The sequence below is a fragment of the Neorhizobium petrolearium genome (assembly GCF_029854435.1).
In the GTDB taxonomy this organism is placed as follows: domain Bacteria; phylum Pseudomonadota; class Alphaproteobacteria; order Rhizobiales; family Rhizobiaceae; genus Neorhizobium; species Neorhizobium petrolearium.
The window spans coordinates 129,941-150,647 of the sequence record NZ_CP123002.1 but is presented as its reverse complement, the minus strand read 5'-3'; the positions used below and the strand labels follow the sequence as shown (position 1 = coordinate 150,647).

Sequence of the window (20,707 nt, the reverse complement as noted above, 5' to 3'; positions counted from 1 at the left end):
AATCGAACAATATTGATATAATTCAGTGGGTTGCTATTTCAAGAGGAGCGGAATTATCCGACGTAAAAAATTGATTTTTGCGTTTGCGTCACCAGATTCGTGTGAGAGCAGATATGGATAAGTCGAGAAAGGAGCAACGGATATGACAATGACTTCCGGAGACGTCATCGCCGTCCTTGGGCCTGTCGATGAAACGTTGGTTGCTGAGGTCGTGGCAACGGGTGCGACGCAGGCTGAACTCGCCGAGGCATTCGCATGGGCCAACAACGACGAAGCCTTGATAGGCGAAGGGCGGCATCTGCCGGCAGGCAGGGTGGCCGCGCTCGTCGATCTGCTGACCGCCGATGAGGAGGAGCAAGCCGATTAGCTTGGTCGGCAAGGTTGCCAGCCGGTGCAATCGCCGAGCCGGTTCATGCCGTCGTGAGCACCCGGACATCGCCCCTGCGGTCGATCACGTCAACCATTACATGGCGACCGGAGCGGCGAAGAGCAATGTCGGCCAAGCCATTGCCGATCTGCAGATGCCGCAAGGTAACCTCGTCGAGAAAGGCGGGAAGTTCCGGCTCGTTGAAGCTGATCTGCAAGCCATGCGGATCGAAATCGAGACCGAGGCATGATTGCAGCAGCGAAAGCGGAGCCGCAGCAGCCCATGCCTGAGGGGAGCATGCGACCGGATAGAAAGTCGGCCCCTGTGCGCGTTGGCGCGGCAGTCCGCAGAAAAGTTCGGGAAGCCGACGCAAGTCGATATAGGTTGAGGCCGCAAACAGGCCCTCGAATATCCGCGCAGCTTCTGCTCGATAGCCATACCGGGCCAGACCGCTTGCGATCAGAGCGTTGTCGTGCGGCCAGATCGAGCCGTTGTGATAGCTCATGGGATTGTAACGCGCCTCCGTGGAAGGCACGGTTCGGATGCCCCAGCCGCAGAACGACGACGCTCTCATCAGCGTGTGGGCAACCTGTTTCGCCCGTTCCGGATAGGCTACGCCGGTGAAGAGCGCGTGGCCTGCATTGGAGGATCGCACCCGGCAGGGCCGTTTGTCTCCGTCGAGCGCAAGGACGTAGGTGCCGAGTTCATTGTCGAAGAAAGCGACGTCGAAGGCGCGGCGGAATCCCTCCGCTCTTGCCAGCAGGTTCGCGGCACGTTCCGGCCGGTCAAGCACGCGGAAAATCTCGGCCGCCGCCTGCCAGGCGCCGTAGACGTAGGCCTGAACCTCGGCGATCGCGATCGGTCCCTTCGCCAATGTGCCGTCGGCATGGAAGACGGAGTCGTGGCTGTCTTTCCAGGCCTGGTTGACCAGCCCTTCTTCCGTCAGCCGCCCATATTCGACGAAACCGTCGCCGTCGCGGTCGCCGTGTTCGTCGATCCAGGTCAGCGCCGCCTCTATATGCGGCAGAAGACGATAGATGGTGGCGAGATCGCCGGTCCGCCTGAGGTATTCGCCAGCCAGCATTACGAAGAGTGGCGTCGAGTCGATACTGCCGTAATAACGGCGGAAGGGGACCTCGCCGAGTTCGGCCATCTCGCCATAGCGCACCTCATGCAAAATTTTTCCGGGCTCGGCGTCAGCGGCCGGATCGACCTCTGTGGCCTGGTTGGCCGCCAAATGCCCCAGTACGCCGCGGGCGATCTGCGGATCGAGCCAGAGCGTCTGAAGCGCGGTAATGAGCGCATCGCGGCCGAAGACCGTGCTGAACCAGGGAATGCCGGCATAAGGATATGGCCCTTCCGGCTTGTCGGTCATCAGCATGTAAAGGTCCGAGACGCTGCGCCGCGCGACCTCGTTGAAGATCTCGTTGGACGTGACGATCGTTGCCGCCCGCGAGGACGAGGCACGCAAGGCGCGACGGGCATCCCGCAAGGCCAGGAAAAAGGAACGGTGGCTCGGTCGACCCGCGGGGGTCTGGTCGCAAGCAACCTCGATGAACAGCGATCTGGTTTCGTGCGGCGCCAGATGGAGATCATAAATGACATGGCCGCTCCCGAGCTCGTTCGGCTGCGGGTCGAAGGAAAGCCGGGTGGTTCGCTTTCGATCGTCCAAACCGATATAAGAGAGAAGGACACCGTTCTGCTCTACGACGGCGGGAAGATGCCGCCCCCTCCTGGCTCTCGCGGTTCCCCGCACTTCGAAAAGATCTGCGAAATCCGACGCGAACTCGATCCCGAGGCGCACGTGGCGCGGCTGCTCGTCATAGTTCCTCGCGCTCAATCGCTCGTAACACCGTGCATTCCAGAGGAAGCGGGATCTGCGCAGATGGATCAGGTCATGCTCCAGAACGAGCTTTCCCTTGTCATCGAAGAGATCGGGATTGGTGAGATCGCAAGTCAGTGTCGCGTTGTCGTCGCGTAGCGTCGATGACAACAACATCGGCCGCTTGCTGTTGATCGTCAGATAGAGATGCGAGAGGTAACGCGTATCACGGTGAAAGAGGCCTTCCGGGCTGCCGGGCCTGGAAAGCGCATCGCCATTGTGGTCGAAGACGGCGAAGGTATCGCCGTGCTTCAGGGTACGCGGCCGTCGCTCCTGCAGCGATGCGGCAGCGGGAATGAAGAACTGCGCTATCGGCGTCCCCTGGCCTGTCGGCTCGGGGACTGAATTGCTGCCTGCAGAAGCGATCGGCATGACGGCCTCCGCTTTCCTAAGCTACCACTTGGAGATCGAGGGACTGGCCGTTGGCGCGACGAAGCGGCGCGGCCTTCGTCCGGGTGCCGGGCAGCTGCCGATAGATGTCGACATAGTCCCGTGCCATGCGTTCGGCTGTGAAACGTTTTTCGAAAGTGGCCCGGACCTTGCGACGATCGAGCCGCAACGCCCATTCGATGTTTTCCACAGCTTCCTGAACGCTGTCCACCAGCACGCCGGAAACGCCCTCGTCGATCACCTCGGGAACCGAGCCGCATCGGAAGGCGATAACGGGCGTGCCGCAGGCCATGGCTTCGATCATGACCAGTCCGAATGGTTCCGGCCAGTCGATCGGGAAAAGGAGCGCGCCGGCATTGCCCAGGAAGGCTGCCTTCTGATGCTCGTTGATCTCACTGACGAATTCGACATTCGGATGGCTCTTGACCATCGGCTCGATCACAGTTTCCCAATAGGCCTTGTCGGCATTGTCGATCTTGGCTGCGATCTTGAGCGGCATGCCGACCTTCGTAGCGATCTGTATGGCGCGGTCCGGCCGCTTTTCCGGCGATATCCGTCCAAGAAAGGCAAGGTAATTGCCTTTGGGCTTTTCCGTAAACGGCAGCAAGTCGACCGGCAGGCCGTGATAGACCGTCCCGGACCAATTGACCGGCGGCATCGGGCGGCGCTGATCGTTGGAGATGGATACCAACGGAATGTCGGGAAAAGCCTTGTAGAAGGGCTCGAGGTCCGGCAAGTCGAGCCGGCCGTGCAGCGTCGTGACCGTGCGGTCGGCAAAATGCCGAATCAGCGGAAAATGCAGGAGATCAATATGGAAATGCAGCACATCGAATTCGTGCGCCCGTCGCCGGATCTCCTCCAGCATCACGACATGATGCGGCAGTTGGTCCCTGACGGCCGGGTTGAGCCGCAGCGCAACGTCCGAGCATGGCACCAGTCTGGCATCGGTGACGGAATCGCCGCTGGCAAAAAGTGTGACGTCATGGCCTTGGGCGACAAGTTCTTCGGTGAGATAGGAAACAATCCGCTCGGTTCCTCCATAGAGCTTGGGCGGAACGCTTTCGGCGAGCGGTGCGATCTGAGCGATCTTCATCGGCAAAACCTCCTCAATCGAGCAAAGAGTCGTCGGTAAAAATCAGGTCGGCGTCCTCGAAGAGGCACGCGACACGTCAGATGGAATGTCTAAATCTCGAATGGCTGTCGGCGACGCTCTCCTTTCCGGTAGCTGCACAGGCCAAGGCCGCCAGATCGGCGAATTTGCGGTCGCCGTCTATGGGTCCTGTGGACATTGAAGGAACCGGGCGAGCCTTGCTCTCCGGAGTGTTGATCGTCTTTATCCAAAGTCTTCAGTGCTTCGATGATCTCGTCGTAGGAGACGGCTTTATCCGTGCCGGGATAAAGGCGAAGGGCCGGAATGGACTCGATGGCAAAGATATCGGATGCCCACGAGGCAAGAATGGCCCGCTTCTCGTCGTCGCCGATGTCGTCGGCGGCAAGCACGTCACGAGGATGATCGAAATGTTTGGCCGGGTGAAGCAGATGCGCGGCGCTGATCGCGGCTGTGGCTTGCTCCGGTACCGAATTCCTGATGTTTTCCTTTCTCATGGCTTGGCTCCATTGATCTTGACCGATGGAACTTGGTTGAATGGGTGGGGAGGCCCGCCCCTGACGGACGCTGCGGGCCTCCTCGATCAGTTTAGAAGTCCATGCCGGCGCCGGCCGGCAGGGCCGGAGCGGCTTCCTTCTTGGGCTTTTCGGCAATCATGGCTTCCGTCGTGACCAGCAGGCCGGCGACCGAAGCGGCATCCTGGAGTGCGGTACGGACGACCTTGGCCGGGTCGATGACGCCCTGGGCATAAAGATCGCCATACTCGCCGCTCTGTGCGTTCCAGCCGTAGGAGAACTCGGTCTTCTCGCGCAGCTTGCCGACGATCACCGAACCTTCAGCGCCGGCGTTTTCGGCGATCTGGCGCACGGGAGCTTCGATCGCCCGGCGGACGATCTCGACGCCGACCTTCTGGTCCTGGTTGGCGGTGGCGAGATTGTCGAGAGCCTTGACGGCCCGCAGCAGCGCAACGCCACCGCCCGGCAGGACGCCTTCTTCCACCGCCGCGCGGGTGGCATGAAGGGCATCATCGACGCGGTCCTTCTTTTCCTTGACTTCGACTTCGGTCGAGCCGCCGACGCGGATCACGGCAACGCCGCCGGCAAGCTTGGCAAGGCGTTCCTGCAGCTTTTCGCGGTCGTAGTCGGAAGTGGTTTCCTCGATCTGCGCGCGGATTTGCGCTACGCGACCGTTGATTTCCGTTTTCGAGCCGACGCCGTCGATGATGGTCGTGTTTTCCTTCTCGATTGCCACCTTCTTGGCACGGCCCAGCATGTTCAGTGTGACATTTTCAAGCTTGATGCCGAGGTCTTCGGAAATGACAGTGCCGCCCGTCAGGATGGCGATGTCTTCCAGCATGGCCTTGCGGCGGTCGCCGAAGCCCGGAGCCTTGACGGCGGCAATCTTGAGGCCGCCGCGCAGCTTGTTGACGACAAGCGTAGCAAGGGCTTCGCCTTCGACGTCCTCGGCGATGATGAGCAGCGGCTTGCCGGACTGGACGACGGCTTCGAGAACCGGGAGCATCGCCTGCAGGTTCGAGAGCTTCTTCTCGTGGATCAGGATATAGGGATCTTCCAGCTCGACCCGCATCTTGTCCTGGTTGGTGACGAAATACGGGCTGAGATAGCCGCGGTCGAACTGCATGCCTTCGACGACTTCGAGTTCGGTTTCGGCGGTCTTTGCTTCCTCGACGGTGATGACGCCTTCGTTGCCGACCTTCTCCATGGCTTCGGCGAGATAGCGGCCGATCTCGGAATCGCCATTGGCCGAGATGGTGCCGACCTGGGCGATTTCGGAATTGCTGGTGATCTTCCGGGCGTTGTTCTTCAGTTCCTTGACGACGGCATCGACGGCAAGATCAATGCCGCGCTTCAGGTCCATCGGGTTCATGCCGGAGGCAACCGCTTTCGCGCCTTCCTTGACGATCGCCTGGGCCAGAACGGTGGCGGTCGTCGTACCGTCGCCGGCAAGGTCGTTGGTCTTCGATGCCACTTCGCGCAGCATCTGGGCGCCCATGTTTTCGAACTTGTCTTCCAGCTCGATTTCCTTGGCGACCGATACGCCATCCTTGGTGATGCGCGGCGCGCCGAAGGACTTGTCGATCACGACGTTGCGGCCCTTCGGGCCGAGGGTGACCTTCACCGCATTGGCGAGCACATCGACCCCACGCAGCATGCGCTCACGGGCATCGGTGTGAAACTTGACTTCTTTCGCAGCCATTTCTTTAACTCCTCAATAGGCAGCTATCTGACTGATGGTCGTGGATGAATGGTTCAGGCGGCCTTTTTCTGCTCGGCCTGGGCTTCGACAATGCCCATGACGTCGCTTTCCTTCATAATCAGCAGATCTTCGCCGTTGATCTTGATCTCGGTGCCGGACCATTTGCCGAACAGGATGCGATCGCCGACCTTGACGTCCAGCGCCTGGATCTGGCCGGCCTCATTGCGGGCACCGGGACCCACGGCGATGACCTCGCCTTCCTGCGGCTTCTCCTTGGCGGTGTCGGGGATGATGATGCCGCCTTTGGTCTTTTCTTCGGATTCGACCCGGCGGACGAGAATGCGATCATGAAGCGGTCGGAACGACATGTTTTCCTCCAATGGACAAACAATGATGACGTTGTTCCCCCTGGCCGGACCGGATGACCAGTCCGGGCGGGTGCAAAACCTCTCTTCGAGCTTTTTGCGCGAAATGATCTGGTTTTGAGATTTTTCGATTTCAAGAGGGCGAAACGAAAAAATTAGCACTCACGATCTCATGCTGCTAACATGCTGGAAAGGAACAACAAAGTGGCGTCCAGCGTTGGAAAATCCGTTGATGGCCGCGAAATTTTGCGCCACCTTCAGAGTGTCATGAAACGGAGATGAAGCATGCGATTTTCATCGGATCTGGAACGTCAGCTCAACGGCTACGGTCTTACCACCGCTCACATCCTCTACCGCATTCCTGATTTCGAATCCGTGCTGCAGACCTATGTTTGGCAGGACTACGATCTGGCTCCCGATTTTCCCGAAATGCACAAGTTCCTGGACTTTTGGCAGGAGAGTCTCGATGGCCCTTTGCATTCCGTCCGTTACACCCATCAGCGTCTGATCGGGCCAAACGAATGGCGCCGTGTCGAAGGCGAGTTCAAGCTCCATTGAGGTCTTGAATCCGGATTTTTCCTTCCCTAGCTCTTTCGCGGCCGAGGCTTGATGAGCTCGGTCGCTATCGCACGTCTATTCGGAGTGAGATCGGGAATGGAAGAGAAAATCAACATTGGCAATGACCTCAGCATTGAGGAACGGGAAGAGGTATTTGTAGACGTTGCCCGGGTCCTCGAGCGCACAGCGCGTGAAGCTTTTGTCGAAGGTAACAAGCATTTTGCCGCGCTTTCCGCCAATATGGCGCAGGCGCTTCGCATCAATGCTGACGAGTTGGCGCGCGACGATGCGCAAAATGCAGAGCGTGTGCTGCAGCAAGCCACAGCGATGATCGCGCAGTTCAAGACAGTTCATCCTTACCCGCTGGTGAGCATGGCTGTGCACTGATCAGGCCGCGTGTTTCATCTCCTTCGCCAGCCGCTTGATCGCCTGTTCTAGCGACCGTTGACCATCGTGATAGTCCTGCCATGCGCTTGTCTTCGCCAGTAGTACCGGCACGGTGCGGATGGTGAAACGCTTTGGGTCGAGATCGGACTTCACCTGCGCCCAGGTCAGCGGCATGGACACGGTCGCGCCTGGTCTGGCGCGCGGCGACAGCGGCGCCACTGCCGTTGCCATGCGGTCATTGCGCAAGTAGTCGAGGAAGATGCGCCCGTTCCTGAGGCTCTTCGTCATCTTGATGAGATAAAGGTCCGGGTTCTCGCGCGCCATCTGCTGGCAGACATCGTGGGCGAAACCCTTCGCCTCGGGCCAGGCGAGCGGCTTGCGCCTGTTGACGGCGAGCGGCGTCACCACATGCAGCCCCTTGCCGCCGGTCGTCTTGCAGAAACTGATAAGGCCGAGTTCGTCCAGACGGTCGCGCATCTCGCGCGCAGCGGCGACGACCGTCGAGAACGGCACGTCGGGACCGGGATCGAGATCGAAGACGAGGCGGCCGGGAACCTCGGGCTGTCCCGGTTCGCAATTCCAGGGATGCAGCTCAAGGGCGGCGGTCTGAGCAACGGCCACCAGCCCTTCGATGCGGTCGATCTGCAGATACGCTTTCTTGTCACCGAACACTTTCACAAGTTCGAGCAGGTTCGACTGTCCCGGCATGGCATGCCGCTGGAAGAACTGTTCGCCGGCAATCCCATCCGGCGCCCGGATGATCGAGCAGGGGCGCCCCTTGATATGGTCGATCATCCAGGGACCGACCGCCTCGTAATAATGGGCAAGCTCCTCCTTGGTGACAGGCTGACCATCATCAGCGTCGGGCCAGAGCGGCTTGTCCGGGCTCGATATCAAGACACCCATGACATCCACTTTTGAGCCTTTGCGTCGGATGGGTTTTTCGGGAGGTTCAGGCGCCGCCGGCTCAGGGACCTCGGCCTTCGTGACGCTCGCAGGCTGTTCGGCTTCCACTTCCTTGGCGGGTTTGTCCTCGCGCAGGCCCTTGAAGGCGGCCTGACGAACAAGGCCGTCCGCCGTCCAGCCGGCGAACTCGATTTCCGCGACCAGCTCCGGCTTCAGCCAGGTGACGTCCGCAGTCTTTTTCGGGGCGCCGATCCCGGTGAATGGCGACTTCGTCGTCTCCAACGCCTTCAGCTTCGGCAGCAGGCTCGCTATCTTCTGCGCCCCATATCCAGTGCCGACGCGGCCGACATAGACGAAATGATCGCCGCGGAAGACGCCCACGAGCAGCGAGCGGAATTTGCCGTTGGTCGTGGCATAGGCGCCGATCACCACTTCATGGCCGGCGCGGCATTTCGATTTCGCCCAGGTTTCGGTACGTCCCGACTGATAGGGCGCATCCGCCTGTTTCGAGACGATGCCTTCCAGCGATAGTTTACAGGCCGAGCGTAGCACGGCGTCGCCGCCGGTCTCGAAGTGCTCGACATAGCGGATGCGGGGATCGTTCCCGGCATCCGAAAGCAGCGTCTGCAACCGGGCTTTCCGCTCCACGAGCGGCTGGGAGCGCAGGTCTTCCCCACCGTCATAGAGGAGATCGAAGGCGAAGTAGACGAGATCGCCCGTCTTGCCTTCCGACAGCGCGGCCTGCAGGGCCGCGAAGTCCGGCGCACCGTTTTCGTCAAGCGCGCAGATCTCACCATCGATGATGCAATCCGAAAGGCCCGAAGCAGCATCGGCGATCTCGGGATATTTGGCGGTCCAGTCGAGGCCCTTACGGGTTTTCAACGTGACTTCGCCGTCGAGAACGCGCATCTGGATACGGTATCCGTCGAATTTGATCTCATGGATCCAGCCGGCGCCGGCCGGCGGGCGTTCCAGCGTCTCGCAGAGCTGCGGCGGGATGAAATCGGGCAGGTCGACAGACGTGACGGTATCCCGTTCATCGTCATCGCGAGCCGCGGCCTTTCGCTCAGCAGCGGCAAGACCCTGGTTACTGTCCCAGACCGCATCGGCCTGGACATTACCGCCTTCGACCATGAACGGCTTGGGCTTTCGCCCCTTGCCGGCAGCGATCATTTCCATCGTGCGGCCGGAGGCGACTGACTTCGCATTCTCCTCCAGGATCGCCGCGCCGTTGTCCTCAACGGAATAATCATCATGATGCTTGATCAGCAGCCAGTTGGTCCGTTTGCCGCGCTCACGATCATTGCGCATCCGCACAAGCACGAAACTGCCATGGAGCAGCTCGCCGTCCAGCGTGAACTTCAAATCGCCTTTCGCGAGAGCCTGTTCCGGACTCTTTTTGCCTTCAGGCTCCCAATAGCCCCGGTCCCAGAGCATCACCGTTCCGCCACCATATTGGCCTTTCGGAATCGTGCCTTCGAAATCGCCGTAGTCGAGCGGATGATCCTCGACCTCGACGGCAAGTCGCTTGTCGTGCGGGTCGAGCGACGGTCCCTTGGTGACCGCCCAGCTCTTGAAGACCCCGTCAAGCTCGAGCCGCAGGTCGTAGTGCAGCCGGGTGGCGTCATGTTTCTGGATGACGAAACGCCGGCGGTTGCTGCGGGTGATCTGTTTCTCGCCGCTCGGCTCGGCCGTCTTCTTAAAATCGCGTTTGGATCGGTAGGTCGAAAGCTTGTCGCTGGCCATCGCTGTTCTCGAAAAGAAGTCCAGAAAGCGGAATGCGGCGCGGGAGCTTCCGGTTCCATGCCCGACATCGCCGGTCTGAAACAGAAAGGGCGCTCAACCCAATTGGGGAGCGCCCTTTCTTCAAACCCGGACAGCCTCGAACGCCGACGAAGGTCGTCGAGCAGCAGGCCATCGATACGGGAAGTGAGCCTTAGATGTGGTCGAAGCTTGCGATTTCAAGTGGTGCGGGTGTCAAGGGATTGCTAAATCAGCCGGGACTCATGAACGCCAGAGGCGGAGGGAATGGTGACGACAGAACAAACGCGCAGGTCGATCGCAGATCGCGTCATCGCGCGAGCGCGCGCTCGTGCAACGCCGATCGACGGTGATCCCGAATATATGGCGATCGTCGAGCTCTGGGTCATGGGAGAAATCAGCATCCAGGAGATGCGCCGGCGCTATATCGCTTTGCTGCAGGAGCGCTCTCGGACGACAGACCATCTAGCAACGGCGATCGACGAGGAACGAGCTGGTGAGATTTCGACCGTTCCTGACATGGGCAACCACAGCAATCAGGACGGGTTTCCCGGGAGGGACCCCGCCTTGGGCGGGGTCGCCGGTACCTGATCACACGGCCGCCATACGAGCGGTCCGAACCGCTTGAGTTTCTGGCTTCGTCTTCCAGGCAGCCATGACAGCCGGCATCCCGGCCTCCAGGCAAGCCGCCATGAAAGCTTCGCGGGCGATGACGGCAGGGACGATGCCGTTAAGAGCGCGCTGGCAGGCCTTCACCGCCCTGTCATGGCGTTCCCCGTGCCGCAACGGCCACTCGTTCTCGAGAAAGTCGAGGGCGTCATAGACGCCGATGAAGGTGCGCTCCAGGCCGCATTGCAGCCGGATCGTCACTGGTCGAGTCCATGGAACATCGTTCAGCGGCATTTCTTCCTCCTTTCGTGCCACCAATGGTCCTGAAATAGATATTGTAAGGGCGCGGAACGCCTTCAAGGACCTCATCGACTGAGTCTGCAATCCCTCGTGCCGGCCACTTCAGAAGGCGAATCTCGCCTCCTCGGGCTCGGCGCGATCCTCCGAGATCTTGAAGGCTCCGGGAGGCAAGGGACGCAGCAGCTCCTCTTCCCGGCGCATCAGATCAATCCAGTCCATGCGGTCCTTTCTTGGCAGAACCGCCATCTGGCGATCATGGAATGGCGCGATATCGGCGTTCGATTCGATCGTCAGGATCGCATAGGCTTCCGGCCAATCCCGCGTCTTGGGCCGCCAGATGCCGGCGAAGTAGAACCAGTCGCTGCTGGCGAGAGAGAAGCGATAGCCTTTGCCGCGGCTCCTGTGCCGGAATTCGGAAGCGGGAATGAGACATCGGTGCGTCGGAAAACGTCTGCCCTCGGCACGAACCACCGTGAAGGGGCTGCCGCTCGTCTCGGACGGCTGAAGGCCCCATGGCAATTCCACCATCTCAATCTCGTCACCGGAACGTCTGATCACAAGACGGCGTTCTTCAAGTGACGCTTCGGGATCGAATAGCTTCACGTCCATAACGAGAAGAACATATCAGGAACATGATTGAGATGCAAACATGGTCACGGTTTGAGGAGTAAGCCAGGACCTGTTAGCGTGGCAGGATGCGCTCCGATGAGACCGAACGTCACAAGCTCGGCCGGGTGGCGATTGCCAAAGAACGAGGCCGAGGAACTGCTCGTTCGGTTCGAGCGAGATCAAGGCGAGCATCTGCCGCACCTGGAGCGGCGTGACGTGACTGAAGCAACCCGCGGCGCGACGGAGGAAACATGTGCAATGATTATAGATTGATGGTGGATGCCGCCGCGATCGCCGAGGATTTCGCCGACCTGAAGATCAAGATCCGGTTCTCGGAAGGCGTGCCCAACGTCCAGGCGCGGGAGGACATCAAGATCACCGATACCGCGCCGATCATCCGGACAATTGACGGCGCCGCTGGTGAGGCTGATATGGTGCAGCGGCGCTGGAGCTGGCCCGGACCCAACAAGCGGCCGGTCTATAATTTTCGCTCGGAGGGACGTGAGTTCGGGTCGAACCGATGCCTGATTGTCGCCGACGGCTTTTATGAGTTTACGGATCCCGAAGACAAGTCGAAGAAGCGCAAGGACAAATGGCTGTTCACCAAGAAGGATGAACCGATCTTCTGCATCGCCGGCATCTGGCGGCAGACGCCGGAAGTCGGAGAGGCCTTCACCATGCTGACTATGCCTCCTGGTCCCGACATTTCGCCCTATCACGACCGGCAGATCGTCATTCTGGACCGCAGCGCCTGGGCGGACTGGCTCAATCCGTCGATTTCGGCAAAAACCCTGATCAAGCCACTGGCATTGGGTACGCTGCACGTCGAGCAGGTCGCCTGATCCGGTTGACGGTCCTTGTTCTCGCCTGCATTGCGGCCTTCCCTACCGGCGATCATCCTTAGGCCGCACGTACCCTGTCCCGACCGCTCATTTTGGCTGAATAGAGCGCCTGATCGGCGCGCCGATAAAGATCCGAAACGTTGTCTTCCGGCTGGCAGACGGCGATGCCCGCCGAGCACGTGTAGCTGAAGTCGGGAGATTCAGGCAGCGGGCGGGAGAACCGGATCACGCTCAACATGCGCTCCACAATGGCGATAGATTCCTCGGATCCTGTTTCCGGCATCACCAGAATGAACTCTTCTCCGCCAACGCGCCCAAAACAGTCGGTGCGGCGAACGTTTTGATGAATGCGGTGAGCGAAGTCGCGCAGGACGAGATCTCCGGCGTGGTGGCCGAGCCGATCGTTGATGTACTTGAAATTGTCGATATCGAACACGGCCAGGCATCCTTCGTTCCCATGTTGCGCGGCTACCAGCATGTCCTCGATACGTGCCATCACGAAGCGGCGGTTGGCGACGCCGGTCAGTTCGTCCGTCTGAGAGGCCTTGATCGCCTGATCGCGATCTTGCCGGACGCTCCTGCCTTTGGCGCGTAAGGTGGTAATGTCGCTCGCGATGCACAGCATCCAGCCGTTCTTCTCGATCGTCTCCGTCATCCAGAACCAGCGACCGTCGATCAGATCCGTCTCGAAAGCCCGATAGCCGATCTTGCCGCGCCGCGACTGCGTCGATCGCAACCAGTCTTCGAAATTCGCTCGGATGGCCGTCCCCCGCCCCAGCTCGAAATTCCGTCGCATGAGATCCGGCCATAGAGGAGTTTCATCGGGCTCGATGAAATAGGCGGAACGGAATGCGTTGTTGGCATACCGCAGCCGGTCATCGCCATCATAGATCGCAATGAGGGTTTCGGTGCGCGCAGAAAGGTGGAGAAGCTGTTTGACGATCTCGTCCATATCGAACCCCGCCTGGTTACCTCGGGACTACATGGCGCAGGAAACCTATGGGAAAAGGGCCAACGACAGCAAGCAAAGGCGTGGCCAGTGCTTACGGAAACGTCAACAGACCCAGGAACCGGACCACGTCGTAAAGAGCGGACGGCGAAGCCGCCGGTGTCATTCAGCCGTGCTGGTATCTGTGAACTTCTTTTCAACACATTGGCTGTCTATATCCAGCACATCGGCATTGCTGATGAGCGCTGAAATGAATTCGCCGCTCGCAATCGCCGCCGTCGCTTCGAGACTTTTGACCACGGATGTACTGGCACTGGTGAGTAAGCGATGATGAGGAAGGTCGGTGCGATTTCGCCCCGGCCTTTTTTATTGCCTTCAAAGCCGACGCATCGTTTGAGCGGCAACTCAGGCGGAAACCGTGTTGGGTGAGTGGCCGCGGGAGATAGAACGTTCTGTCGCGAGGCGGCATTCGGCTTGCTCAAGCCTGTCCAGCAAACCGGCAAAAACCTCACCGGTATCGTCAGGGACGACAAGTGCCTGAAGCTTGCTCAGTTGCCGAGCAGCGCCTGGATCAGGTGCGTATTGATGTTTAGCGGCAAATATACAAGCCATTGATGGGACGCCAAATCAGCTATAGGTTCCAATCGCGGAAAGTCGCCGCGCATTGATCAGGAGCTTTCATGCCGACCGGAACCGTGAAATTTTTCAATACAGACAAAGGCTTTGGGTTCATCACCCCTGAGAACGGCGGAGCGGATGTTTTCGTGCATGTCTCAGCCGTGCAGTATGGCGATCTTCTGCGGGAAGGTCAGAAGGTAAGCTACGATCTGGGCCAGGACCGGAAGACCGGAAAATCGAAGGCTGAGAACGTCAGCGTGCTTTGATCCGGCTCCAGTGCCGTTTCCGTCATTGAAAATTCCGGCTCTTGATCTTCAATGTGTCGATGTGCCGGTCGGGCTCGAAAATGTCCTTCGCGCGAACGGATGCCGGAGGTTTTCCACGCGGATCGGGCATCCCCGGGGCGCCGTGAACAAATTCGTCCCCGCGCCCCGTCGGCGGCCGAAAGTTGCCGTCGCGTTCCGTCAGACTGGAGAGATCCGCAGAGAGATCGAACAGCTGCTGGGCGACCAGGTGGACGACCTCCCCTTCCCGCTGGATCCTGCTGTTGATCGCCAGCATGCTGGATCCGAGCAGAATCCGGCGTGAGCGCTCGAAGAGTTTCGGCCAGACCACGACATTCGCCACGCCGGTTTCGTCCTCGATCGTCACGAACACGACGCCCTTGGCTGACCCCGGCATCTGCCGCACCAGCACCAGGCCGGCCGCCATCAGCCATTGGCCGTCTCGTGCCGTCATCGCTTCCGAGCAGGTCACGATCCTCTTGCAGGCCAGATCCTGGCGCAGGAAACTCAATGGGTGATGACGCAGGGTCAGCCCGGTGTGGCTGTAGTCCTCCACGACATTGTGCCCTTCGGTCATCTGCCGGAGTATTACATCCGGCTCCTGCTGCTCGGCGATCGCGCGCGCTTCCCGCTCTGCGGCCGCGGCAAACAGGGGAAGCGGCTCGTCGCGCAGCGCTTCGATCGCCCAGAGCGCATCGCGCCGTTCAAGGCCGAGGGAAGAGCGGAAGGTATCCGCCTCTGCCATCTTGACGAGCGAGGCGGTCGGCACACCGCAGCGGCGCCACATGTCGTCGATGGAAACGAACGGCTCATCGGTCCGTGCGGCAACAATACGGGCAGCATCGGCGACCGGAAGACCTTTCACAAGCCGCATTCCGAGCCGGACTGCATGCTTGCCGGTACGGCCGATCGGCTCCAGCGTGCAGTCCCACCGGGACCGGTTGGTGCAGACCGGCCGGACCTCGACACCATGCTTTTTGGCATCGGCGACGATCTGCGCCGGCATGTAGAACCCCATCGGCTGCGCATTCAAAAGTGCGGCGCAGAACACGTCCGGATAATGGCACTTCACATAGTTCGAAGCATAGGCAATCAGCGCGAAAGAGGCGGCGTGGCTTTCGGGAAAACCATAGGACCCGAAACCCTCCAGTTGGCCAAACGTCCGCTCGGCGAATTCCGGCGAATAACCATTGCGGATCATGCCGGACACGAGCTTGTCCTTGAACCGGCTCACTCCGCCCGTAAACTTGAACGTCGCCATCGCCCGGCGCAGCTGATCGGCCTCTCCGGCCGAAAATCCGGCGCAGACCATCGCCACCTTCATGGCGCTCTCCTGGAACAAGGGCACACCGAGCGTCTTGCTCAAAACCGCCTCCAGCTCCGGCGTCGGATAGTCGACAGGCTCCCTGCCCTCGCGTCGGCGCAGATACGGGTGGACCATGTCGCCCTGGATCGGCCCTGGCCGGACGATCGCCACCTGGATGACGAGATCGTAAAATGTCTCGGGCTTCATGCGCGGCAACATCGCCATCTGCGCCCGGCTCTCGATCTGGAAGGTACCGAGGGTATCGGCCTTGCGGATCATCGCGTAGGTCGCAGGATCCTCCTGAGGGATGGACGCCAGGTCGAGCGGGATATTCTTCTCCTGCTTCAGCAGCGCGAAGGCCTTCGCCATGCAGGTCAGCATGCCGAGCGCCAGCACGTCGACCTTCATCATCTTCAAGGCTTCGACGTCATCCTTGTCCCATTCGATGACGTATCGGTCGGGCATGCTTGCAGGCTCGATCGGCGCCAGGTGGTCCAATCGATCGTGGGTCAGGACAAAGCCGCCAGGATGCTGGCCGAGGTGCCGAGGCGTGCCCATCAGTTGTTGCGCCAGCTGCAACGTCAGCGCCAGCCGATAATCCTCCGGGTTGAGCCCGAGGTCGCGGACCTGCTTTTCGCCGACCTCTTCCGACCAGGACCAGACGCCGGAGGACAGCGCCTTGATCAGGTCCTCCGACAAGCCGAAGGCCTTGCCGACGTCGCGGATCGCACCCTTGGTGCGATAGCGGGTGACGGTCGAGCAGAGAGCCGCCTTGTCATGGCCGTAGGTCTTGTAGATCCACTGGATGACCTCCTCGCGCCGTTCGTGTTCAAAATCCACATCGATATCCGGCGGCTCGTCGCGCTCCTGACTGACGAACCGTTCGAACAGCAGGTCGTTGGTTTCCGGATCGATGGAGGTGATGCCGAGGACGTAGCAAACGGCGGAATTGGCGGCAGAACCGCGGCCCTGGCAGAGAATGTTCTGGGAGCGGGCGTATCGGACGATCGAGAAGACGGTCAGGAAATAGGGGGCGTATTTCATCGTCTCGATCAGGCAGAGCTCATGGCGGATGGTCTGTTCGACATGGGCCGGCAGGCCTTCCGGATAGCGGGTCTTCACACCCTCCCAGGTATAATGCTCCAGTGACTGCTGCGCCGTCATGCCGGGGATCAGGGCTTCCTCGGGATACTGGTAGACCAGTTCCTCGAGCGAAAACGTACAGCGCCTTACGATCTCCATCGTGCGCGCCAATGCCTCGGGATAGCGGGGGAAGAGGCGGGCCATCTCCTCCGGCGGCTTCAGATGGCGATCGGCGAAACGTTCGCGATCGAAGCCGACGGAATCGATGGTCGTCTTCTCGCGAACACAGGTGACGATATCCTGAAGCTGCCGGCGCGGCGGCTCATGGAACAGCACGTCATTCGTAACGACTGTCCTGACCCGGTAGCGCGCCGCCATGTTGGAAAGCGTGTGAAGCCGCAGTTGGTCGTTCGGCCGCCGGCGCAGGCTCAGCGACAGATAGGCGCGATCCCCAAAAATCTCTGCCATCTTCCTGAGCTGCATGGCGCAGGTCTCGTCCGGCATGTCCGGCACGAGGATGCCGATCAGGCCCTCGGCATAATGGGCGACATCGTCGAGATGCAGGATGCAGTTCGCTTTGCCGCCCCTGCCCTTTCCCAAAGTCAGCAACCGCGTCAAACGCGAATAGGCGGCGCGGTCGGTCGGGTAGACCAGGATCGACATGCCGTCCGCCAGATCGAGCCGGCAGCCGACGACCAGCCTCAGGCCTGTCGCCCGTGACGCTTCCAGCGCCCGGACGATCCCGGCCAGGCTGTTGCGATCGACGATGCCGAGCGCTTCGATGCCCATGAGCTTGGCGGTGGCGAACAGTTCCTCGGCCGACGAGGCGCCCCGGAGAAACGAAAAATGCGTCGTGACCTGCAACTCCGCGTATCTCATGCGAAAAGCCCATGTAGGTACCACTTGTGCGACCCGGTTCCGGCATCGACGCCGTCGCCCAAACGAAAGATCCAGAAGCGCTCACCGCTCTCGCTTTCAACGATGAAATAGTCCCTGACCGCCCGAAACTCCGATCGTCTCAGCCACCATTCTCCAAAGATCCGCTCCGGCCCGTCAGCGCGCGCCACCCGGTGACGCCTGCCCCGCCAGGTGATCGAGACCGGCGGATGGTCCGGCAGCAATGCGATCACCTCGATCAGCTGCGGCCGGGCGAGCAGTCGCGGCGGCCGCTGCCATTGCGACGGCCAGGTCTCTCCCTTCTCTTCGGCTGTAGGATCAACCCGCCGGACGCTGCGTTCCGGCACATCGCTTGCCACCGGCGCGGCTCGGTAGATCCGCTGGCCGCCGCGATTGCCGAGGATATCGATCAGCGGCGTGACATCCTTGACTTCCTCCTCGATGAGCGAGGAGGCATTCTGCTTTTCCGCCAGCGGCTCGACCATGATGGCGGCGAGCGTCAGCTTCTCGATACCGAAACCGGGTTCGATGTTTTCGATGCGGTCGTTGAACAGCTTCGTCAGCCAAGCCGCGTCACGGACCGGCTTTGCCGTCCCTGCCCTCAGGGCCTGAATGGTATTGTCGACGCGATGGACGATGAGATCGACACGCCGGACGCCGAGCCCGCGCTTCTGAAGCTCCAGGCAAAGCAGCCGGACCAGACGGGTGATGTATTTTTCGATGGTTTCAGCGGCGCCGATCGGCTCGGCGAAGGAGCGATGGACTTCGACGAGTTCGGCAGGCCGGATCGGATCGATCGGCTCAGCCAGACGGCCATACATCTGATCGAGGCGGCGGGTGATTTCCGGGCCAAAGCGCAGCACCAGCGGCGCGCGCGGCGTGGCGGCCAGCTCGCCGACAGTGGCGAAGCCCAGGGTGCGCAGGCTGGCGACGATTTCCGCGGGCAGGCGCAGGGATGAAACCGGCAAGCGCTCCACAGCCTCGGCGATCTTTCCGGGAGGCACGATGATTGTCTCGCGACGGGTCGCCCGCGCCAGCGCATGCGCGGCGCCCCAAGTATCTGCAATCGCTGCGCGGGCGGCCAGTCCCTTGGCACGGAAGCGATTGACGAGACCGAACAGCATCCGTTCCTCGCCGCCCTGCAGATGATCGGCGCCCTCCGTGTCCATGACGATCCCGTCCGGCGGGTCCATGGCGACGACCGGCGAATATTGCGTCAGCGCCCAGAGCGACAGGCGTTCCAAAGTCTCACCATCGGCATGCGGATCTGCATCGAAGATCATCAGACCCTGGACCAGCGCCTGCGCCTTGGCTGCCGGCATGCCGACATGCAGACCAAGTTTCAGAGCCGCGGTGTCGGCGGCAGAAATCCACCGCTTGGAGCCGCTTTTGGCGACGATCACCAGCGGCTTGTCAGCCGGTAGCGAAGGATCGGCGCGCCTCACCCGATCCGTCGGCAGTGTCGGAAGAAAGACAGATACGACCCTGGCCATCACATGCACCTATGACAAATTCCGCGCGCTCCCCTGCTCTCACCCGCATCAGCTCCGCGCGCCAGCGTCCGCGGCCGACGCCCGGAACCGGAAGCGGCTCGGACGGCAGGACTGAGACACGCCACCGCGTCACCGCCGCCGTCGGCATCCCGAAATCCGATGCTTCCGCCTGCCGGCGCCATCGCCGGATCGCCAGTCCGATCGTGCCGGAGCTTTCGGCGGCGAGCTGCAGCCGGCGCGAAGCGACCATCGGCAGGCGCACCAGTTCGGCGACGACGGCGCCAAGGCCGCCATAGCGCAGAGCCTCCTCGAAGCTTGCCAGCACATCCTCCTCGCGGCCCGCCTCGACATAGATCACCCGGTCGGGATGCAAGCCCACCTGCGCCAGAGCCGGGGCAAAGAGATCGGCGCGGGTGAAACACCAGACCACCTTGCCCTTCGTTCGCGCCGCGATGCCGCCGACGAAGAGTGCGGCCGCTGCCCCATCCACCGCACCATTGCCGCCGCCCGCCACCTCATGGATGGCGCCATAGGCGAGCCCGCCGCCCGGAAGACAGTCATCGATGTCGGATACGCCGAACGGCAGCACGGTCTTCTGGCGGCTGGCGGCACCTTCCAGATGTGCGATGCGTTCGCGCAGTTCCGAAAGAACGGCAGTTGAGGCGGATTGGCTCATGGTCTCCTTCTTCGCGGGAGCTGTTATTGCTTGAGAGAAACGAATATGTTCTGTATCTGTTCTAATCTGGAAAATGAGTCAATGTGCATGTACGGCAGCTTTGCAGGGCTCGATCGGTGGAATCGTCGATTCAGCGAGCGGATTCAGAGCGATGACCGAAGGGGACTTTTTTTGAAATACCCTCGCCCTGCGCACGACGCTGGACTTTTGTCCGTAGAGCAGGGTTCCGAAGCGGCTTGGGAAAATTGAGCAGCTGAGATAGTTAGCTTTTCGCCACATGACAGGACCGGTCTGCCGGGCAGAAGTATTGACGACGGGAGGTCAACCCGAAACCGCCGGCGAAGGCGCACATGCGGCGATCGAGGGCGTTATCCGGCTTCGACATCCACAATCGGGGCAAATGCCGATCGTAGATCCGGCGTTGGAAATAACTCAACCGTCATTAACAGTTAGCGCGACACCCAGTATTCTGCCCCTGATCCAGGCGACCATTTCGATTTCGGTCGCATGCCCAGCCATAGCCGACATCGGGCAAGTATCGGACAATTTTTTCTGAGAACCAAGCCGGGGAAAGCGATCAGAACCGACCCAGCGCATGCTGTCCATCGAGCACCTGTTCGTTCCATCTACAATAAATGATCCATGAAGGTTCGCTGATAGGAACGCGTCGGTTTAAACTTATATAACGCGTCCAACAAAGCTGGTGACCGTATCCCGCAATGCTCCAGAATCATCATTCCTTTGCGTCTCCGGTTGAACCGGAGGAACTCCAGATGCTGCAGAGCGTCTTCGATGAGGTCTGCCTTCAGCGAGGTCTCCAAAAAGAGACTGCTCGTGCCTCCAAGCTGGCAGCCGATCTGATCGATCTGTTTCAGATGGGGCTGCGGGATCGGCAGCAATTGCTGGCAATGCTGAGCCGGCCGGGTGACGAGACCGTCGACGAAGCTCCGGTCTGAAGGTCGCGGCAGGACGCTTGAGCTGCGACGAGCGGATTGCCGCTGGAGATTAAGACTTCAGGAACGATAGCCGTTGCAGGGACATTAAGTGTTCCTGTTTTACGATATTCGAAATAACAAGAACGGTGGTCGCATAGGTATGTT

The 20,707-nt window shown here is 60.5% G+C and carries 20 protein-coding genes; 7 read left to right on the top strand and 13 right to left on the bottom strand.

Annotation, left to right across the window (positions count from 1 at the left end; translation table 11 throughout):
• The first annotated feature begins 142 nt into the window (after positions 1 to 142).
• The gene (locus QEO92_RS31910; RefSeq protein ID WP_112706429.1) at positions 143 to 367 is read left to right on the top strand and encodes a hypothetical protein; all 225 of its coding nucleotides are present in this window, start codon (positions 143 to 145) and stop codon (positions 365 to 367) included.
• A 43-nt stretch (positions 368 to 410) separates the two neighbouring features.
• Here the strand turns inward: QEO92_RS31910 and QEO92_RS31905 are convergent, their stop codons facing one another.
• The 5 genes from QEO92_RS31905 to groES all read right to left on the bottom strand — a co-directional run bounded on the left by QEO92_RS31905 (position 411) and on the right by groES (position 6,332).
• Positions 411 to 2,621, bottom strand: a complete 2,211-nt coding sequence (locus tag QEO92_RS31905; RefSeq protein WP_210057320.1) for an amylo-alpha-1,6-glucosidase — start codon at positions 2,619 to 2,621, stop codon at positions 411 to 413.
• 16 nt (positions 2,622 to 2,637) lie between these two features.
• Positions 2,638 to 3,732, bottom strand: coding sequence for a glycosyltransferase family 4 protein (locus QEO92_RS31900; RefSeq protein WP_112706431.1), 1,095 nt, complete (start codon positions 3,730 to 3,732; stop codon positions 2,638 to 2,640).
• Positions 3,733 to 3,821: 89 nt separating this feature from the next.
• Positions 3,822 to 4,244, bottom strand: a complete 423-nt coding sequence (locus QEO92_RS31895; protein ID WP_112706432.1) for a hypothetical protein — start codon at positions 4,242 to 4,244, stop codon at positions 3,822 to 3,824.
• Between the two features lie 91 nt (positions 4,245 to 4,335).
• Entirely contained in the window at positions 4,336 to 5,964 is a 1,629-nt protein-coding gene (groL, locus tag QEO92_RS31890) for a chaperonin GroEL (RefSeq protein ID WP_112706433.1), read from the bottom strand.
• 53 nt (positions 5,965 to 6,017) lie between these two features.
• On the bottom strand, positions 6,018 to 6,332 hold the full coding sequence (gene groES / locus QEO92_RS31885) for a co-chaperone GroES (RefSeq protein WP_112706434.1): 315 nt from the start codon (positions 6,330 to 6,332) through the stop codon (positions 6,018 to 6,020).
• 282 nt (positions 6,333 to 6,614) lie between these two features.
• Between groES and QEO92_RS31880 the strand changes: the two genes are divergently transcribed.
• Together QEO92_RS31880 and QEO92_RS31875 are read left to right on the top strand one after the other, a co-directional pair.
• Positions 6,615 to 6,887: an usg protein gene (locus QEO92_RS31880; protein ID WP_113501746.1), complete on the top strand. Its 273-nt coding sequence runs from the start codon at positions 6,615 to 6,617 to the stop codon at positions 6,885 to 6,887.
• Between the two features lie 96 nt (positions 6,888 to 6,983).
• The gene (locus QEO92_RS31875; protein ID WP_210057318.1) at positions 6,984 to 7,274 is read left to right on the top strand and encodes a hypothetical protein; all 291 of its coding nucleotides are present in this window, start codon (positions 6,984 to 6,986) and stop codon (positions 7,272 to 7,274) included.
• Here the strand turns inward: QEO92_RS31875 and ligD are convergent, their stop codons facing one another.
• The gene (gene ligD / locus QEO92_RS31870) at positions 7,275 to 9,926 is read right to left on the bottom strand and encodes a DNA ligase D (protein ID WP_210057315.1); all 2,652 of its coding nucleotides are present in this window, start codon (positions 9,924 to 9,926) and stop codon (positions 7,275 to 7,277) included.
• Between the two features lie 282 nt (positions 9,927 to 10,208).
• Between ligD and QEO92_RS31865 the strand changes: the two genes are divergently transcribed.
• Positions 10,209 to 10,532 (top strand): hypothetical protein, encoded by a 324-nt coding sequence (locus tag QEO92_RS31865; protein WP_280107562.1) that lies wholly within the window; start codon positions 10,209 to 10,211, stop codon positions 10,530 to 10,532.
• On the opposite strand, the gene QEO92_RS31860 is transcribed toward QEO92_RS31865, so the two are convergent.
• Together QEO92_RS31860 and QEO92_RS31855 are read right to left on the bottom strand one after the other, a co-directional pair.
• Positions 10,533 to 10,844: a DUF982 domain-containing protein gene (locus tag QEO92_RS31860; RefSeq protein ID WP_210057311.1), complete on the bottom strand. Its 312-nt coding sequence runs from the start codon at positions 10,842 to 10,844 to the stop codon at positions 10,533 to 10,535.
• Between the two features lie 108 nt (positions 10,845 to 10,952).
• Positions 10,953 to 11,459, bottom strand: coding sequence for an SOS response-associated peptidase family protein (locus QEO92_RS31855; RefSeq protein ID WP_210057309.1), 507 nt, complete (start codon positions 11,457 to 11,459; stop codon positions 10,953 to 10,955).
• Positions 11,460 to 11,710: 251 nt separating this feature from the next.
• Between QEO92_RS31855 and QEO92_RS31850 the strand changes: the two genes are divergently transcribed.
• Positions 11,711 to 12,301, top strand: coding sequence for an SOS response-associated peptidase (locus QEO92_RS31850; protein ID WP_210057307.1), 591 nt, complete (start codon positions 11,711 to 11,713; stop codon positions 12,299 to 12,301).
• A 58-nt stretch (positions 12,302 to 12,359) separates the two neighbouring features.
• Here the strand turns inward: QEO92_RS31850 and QEO92_RS31845 are convergent, their stop codons facing one another.
• Both QEO92_RS31845 and QEO92_RS31840 read right to left on the bottom strand, forming a co-directional pair.
• Positions 12,360 to 13,253, bottom strand: a complete 894-nt coding sequence (locus tag QEO92_RS31845; RefSeq protein ID WP_210057305.1) for a GGDEF domain-containing protein — start codon at positions 13,251 to 13,253, stop codon at positions 12,360 to 12,362.
• 159 nt (positions 13,254 to 13,412) lie between these two features.
• Entirely contained in the window at positions 13,413 to 13,550 is a 138-nt protein-coding gene (locus tag QEO92_RS31840) for a hypothetical protein (RefSeq protein WP_210057286.1), read from the bottom strand.
• Positions 13,551 to 13,930: 380 nt separating this feature from the next.
• On the opposite strand from QEO92_RS31840, the gene QEO92_RS31835 reads away from it, so the two are divergent.
• Positions 13,931 to 14,134, top strand: coding sequence for a cold-shock protein (locus tag QEO92_RS31835; RefSeq protein WP_113501754.1), 204 nt, complete (start codon positions 13,931 to 13,933; stop codon positions 14,132 to 14,134).
• A gap of 22 nt (positions 14,135 to 14,156) precedes the next feature.
• Here the strand turns inward: QEO92_RS31835 and QEO92_RS31830 are convergent, their stop codons facing one another.
• The 3 genes from QEO92_RS31830 to QEO92_RS31820 are packed head-to-tail and all read right to left on the bottom strand — an operon-like array spanning position 14,157 to position 19,607.
• The gene (locus tag QEO92_RS31830) at positions 14,157 to 17,420 is read right to left on the bottom strand and encodes an error-prone DNA polymerase (RefSeq protein ID WP_210057283.1); all 3,264 of its coding nucleotides are present in this window, start codon (positions 17,418 to 17,420) and stop codon (positions 14,157 to 14,159) included.
• A complete protein-coding gene (locus tag QEO92_RS31825) occupies positions 17,417 to 18,931 on the bottom strand; it encodes a Y-family DNA polymerase (RefSeq protein WP_210057281.1) in 1,515 nt (504 codons plus the stop codon). The genes QEO92_RS31830 and QEO92_RS31825 overlap by 4 nt, the downstream gene beginning before the upstream one ends.
• The gene (locus QEO92_RS31820; protein WP_210057279.1) at positions 18,852 to 19,607 is read right to left on the bottom strand and encodes an ImuA family protein; all 756 of its coding nucleotides are present in this window, start codon (positions 19,605 to 19,607) and stop codon (positions 18,852 to 18,854) included. The genes QEO92_RS31825 and QEO92_RS31820 overlap by 80 nt, the downstream gene beginning before the upstream one ends.
• Positions 19,608 to 20,380: 773 nt before the next feature.
• Between QEO92_RS31820 and QEO92_RS31815 the strand changes: the two genes are divergently transcribed.
• On the top strand, positions 20,381 to 20,563 hold the full coding sequence (locus tag QEO92_RS31815; protein WP_210057277.1) for a hypothetical protein: 183 nt from the start codon (positions 20,381 to 20,383) through the stop codon (positions 20,561 to 20,563).
• Positions 20,564 to 20,707: the final 144 nt, after the last annotated feature.

Coding starts and splice junctions, on each gene's coding strand:
- QEO92_RS31835 (WP_113501754.1), top strand. CDS start 13,931: ATGCCGACCGGAACCGTGAAATTTTTCAATACAGACAAAGGCTTTGGG.
- QEO92_RS31830 (WP_210057283.1), bottom strand. CDS start 17,420: ATGAGATACGCGGAGTTGCAGGTCACGACGCATTTTTCGTTTCTCCGG.
- QEO92_RS31815 (WP_210057277.1), top strand. CDS start 20,381: ATGCTGCAGAGCGTCTTCGATGAGGTCTGCCTTCAGCGAGGTCTCCAA.
- QEO92_RS31880 (WP_113501746.1), top strand. CDS start 6,615: ATGCGATTTTCATCGGATCTGGAACGTCAGCTCAACGGCTACGGTCTT.
- QEO92_RS31895 (WP_112706432.1), bottom strand. CDS start 4,244: ATGAGAAAGGAAAACATCAGGAATTCGGTACCGGAGCAAGCCACAGCC.
- QEO92_RS31855 (WP_210057309.1), bottom strand. CDS start 11,459: ATGGACGTGAAGCTATTCGATCCCGAAGCGTCACTTGAAGAACGCCGT.
- QEO92_RS31865 (WP_280107562.1), top strand. CDS start 10,209: ATGGTGACGACAGAACAAACGCGCAGGTCGATCGCAGATCGCGTCATC.
- QEO92_RS31875 (WP_210057318.1), top strand. CDS start 6,984: ATGGAAGAGAAAATCAACATTGGCAATGACCTCAGCATTGAGGAACGG.
- QEO92_RS31905 (WP_210057320.1), bottom strand. CDS start 2,621: ATGCCGATCGCTTCTGCAGGCAGCAATTCAGTCCCCGAGCCGACAGGC.
- QEO92_RS31860 (WP_210057311.1), bottom strand. CDS start 10,844: ATGCCGCTGAACGATGTTCCATGGACTCGACCAGTGACGATCCGGCTG.
- QEO92_RS31910 (WP_112706429.1), top strand. CDS start 143: ATGACAATGACTTCCGGAGACGTCATCGCCGTCCTTGGGCCTGTCGAT.
- QEO92_RS31845 (WP_210057305.1), bottom strand. CDS start 13,253: ATGGACGAGATCGTCAAACAGCTTCTCCACCTTTCTGCGCGCACCGAA.
- QEO92_RS31900 (WP_112706431.1), bottom strand. CDS start 3,732: ATGAAGATCGCTCAGATCGCACCGCTCGCCGAAAGCGTTCCGCCCAAG.
- QEO92_RS31825 (WP_210057281.1), bottom strand. CDS start 18,931: ATGGCCAGGGTCGTATCTGTCTTTCTTCCGACACTGCCGACGGATCGG.
- groL (WP_112706433.1), bottom strand. CDS start 5,964: ATGGCTGCGAAAGAAGTCAAGTTTCACACCGATGCCCGTGAGCGCATG.
- groES (WP_112706434.1), bottom strand. CDS start 6,332: ATGTCGTTCCGACCGCTTCATGATCGCATTCTCGTCCGCCGGGTCGAA.
- QEO92_RS31850 (WP_210057307.1), top strand. CDS start 11,711: ATGTGCAATGATTATAGATTGATGGTGGATGCCGCCGCGATCGCCGAG.
- QEO92_RS31820 (WP_210057279.1), bottom strand. CDS start 19,607: ATGAGCCAATCCGCCTCAACTGCCGTTCTTTCGGAACTGCGCGAACGC.
- ligD (WP_210057315.1), bottom strand. CDS start 9,926: ATGGCCAGCGACAAGCTTTCGACCTACCGATCCAAACGCGATTTTAAG.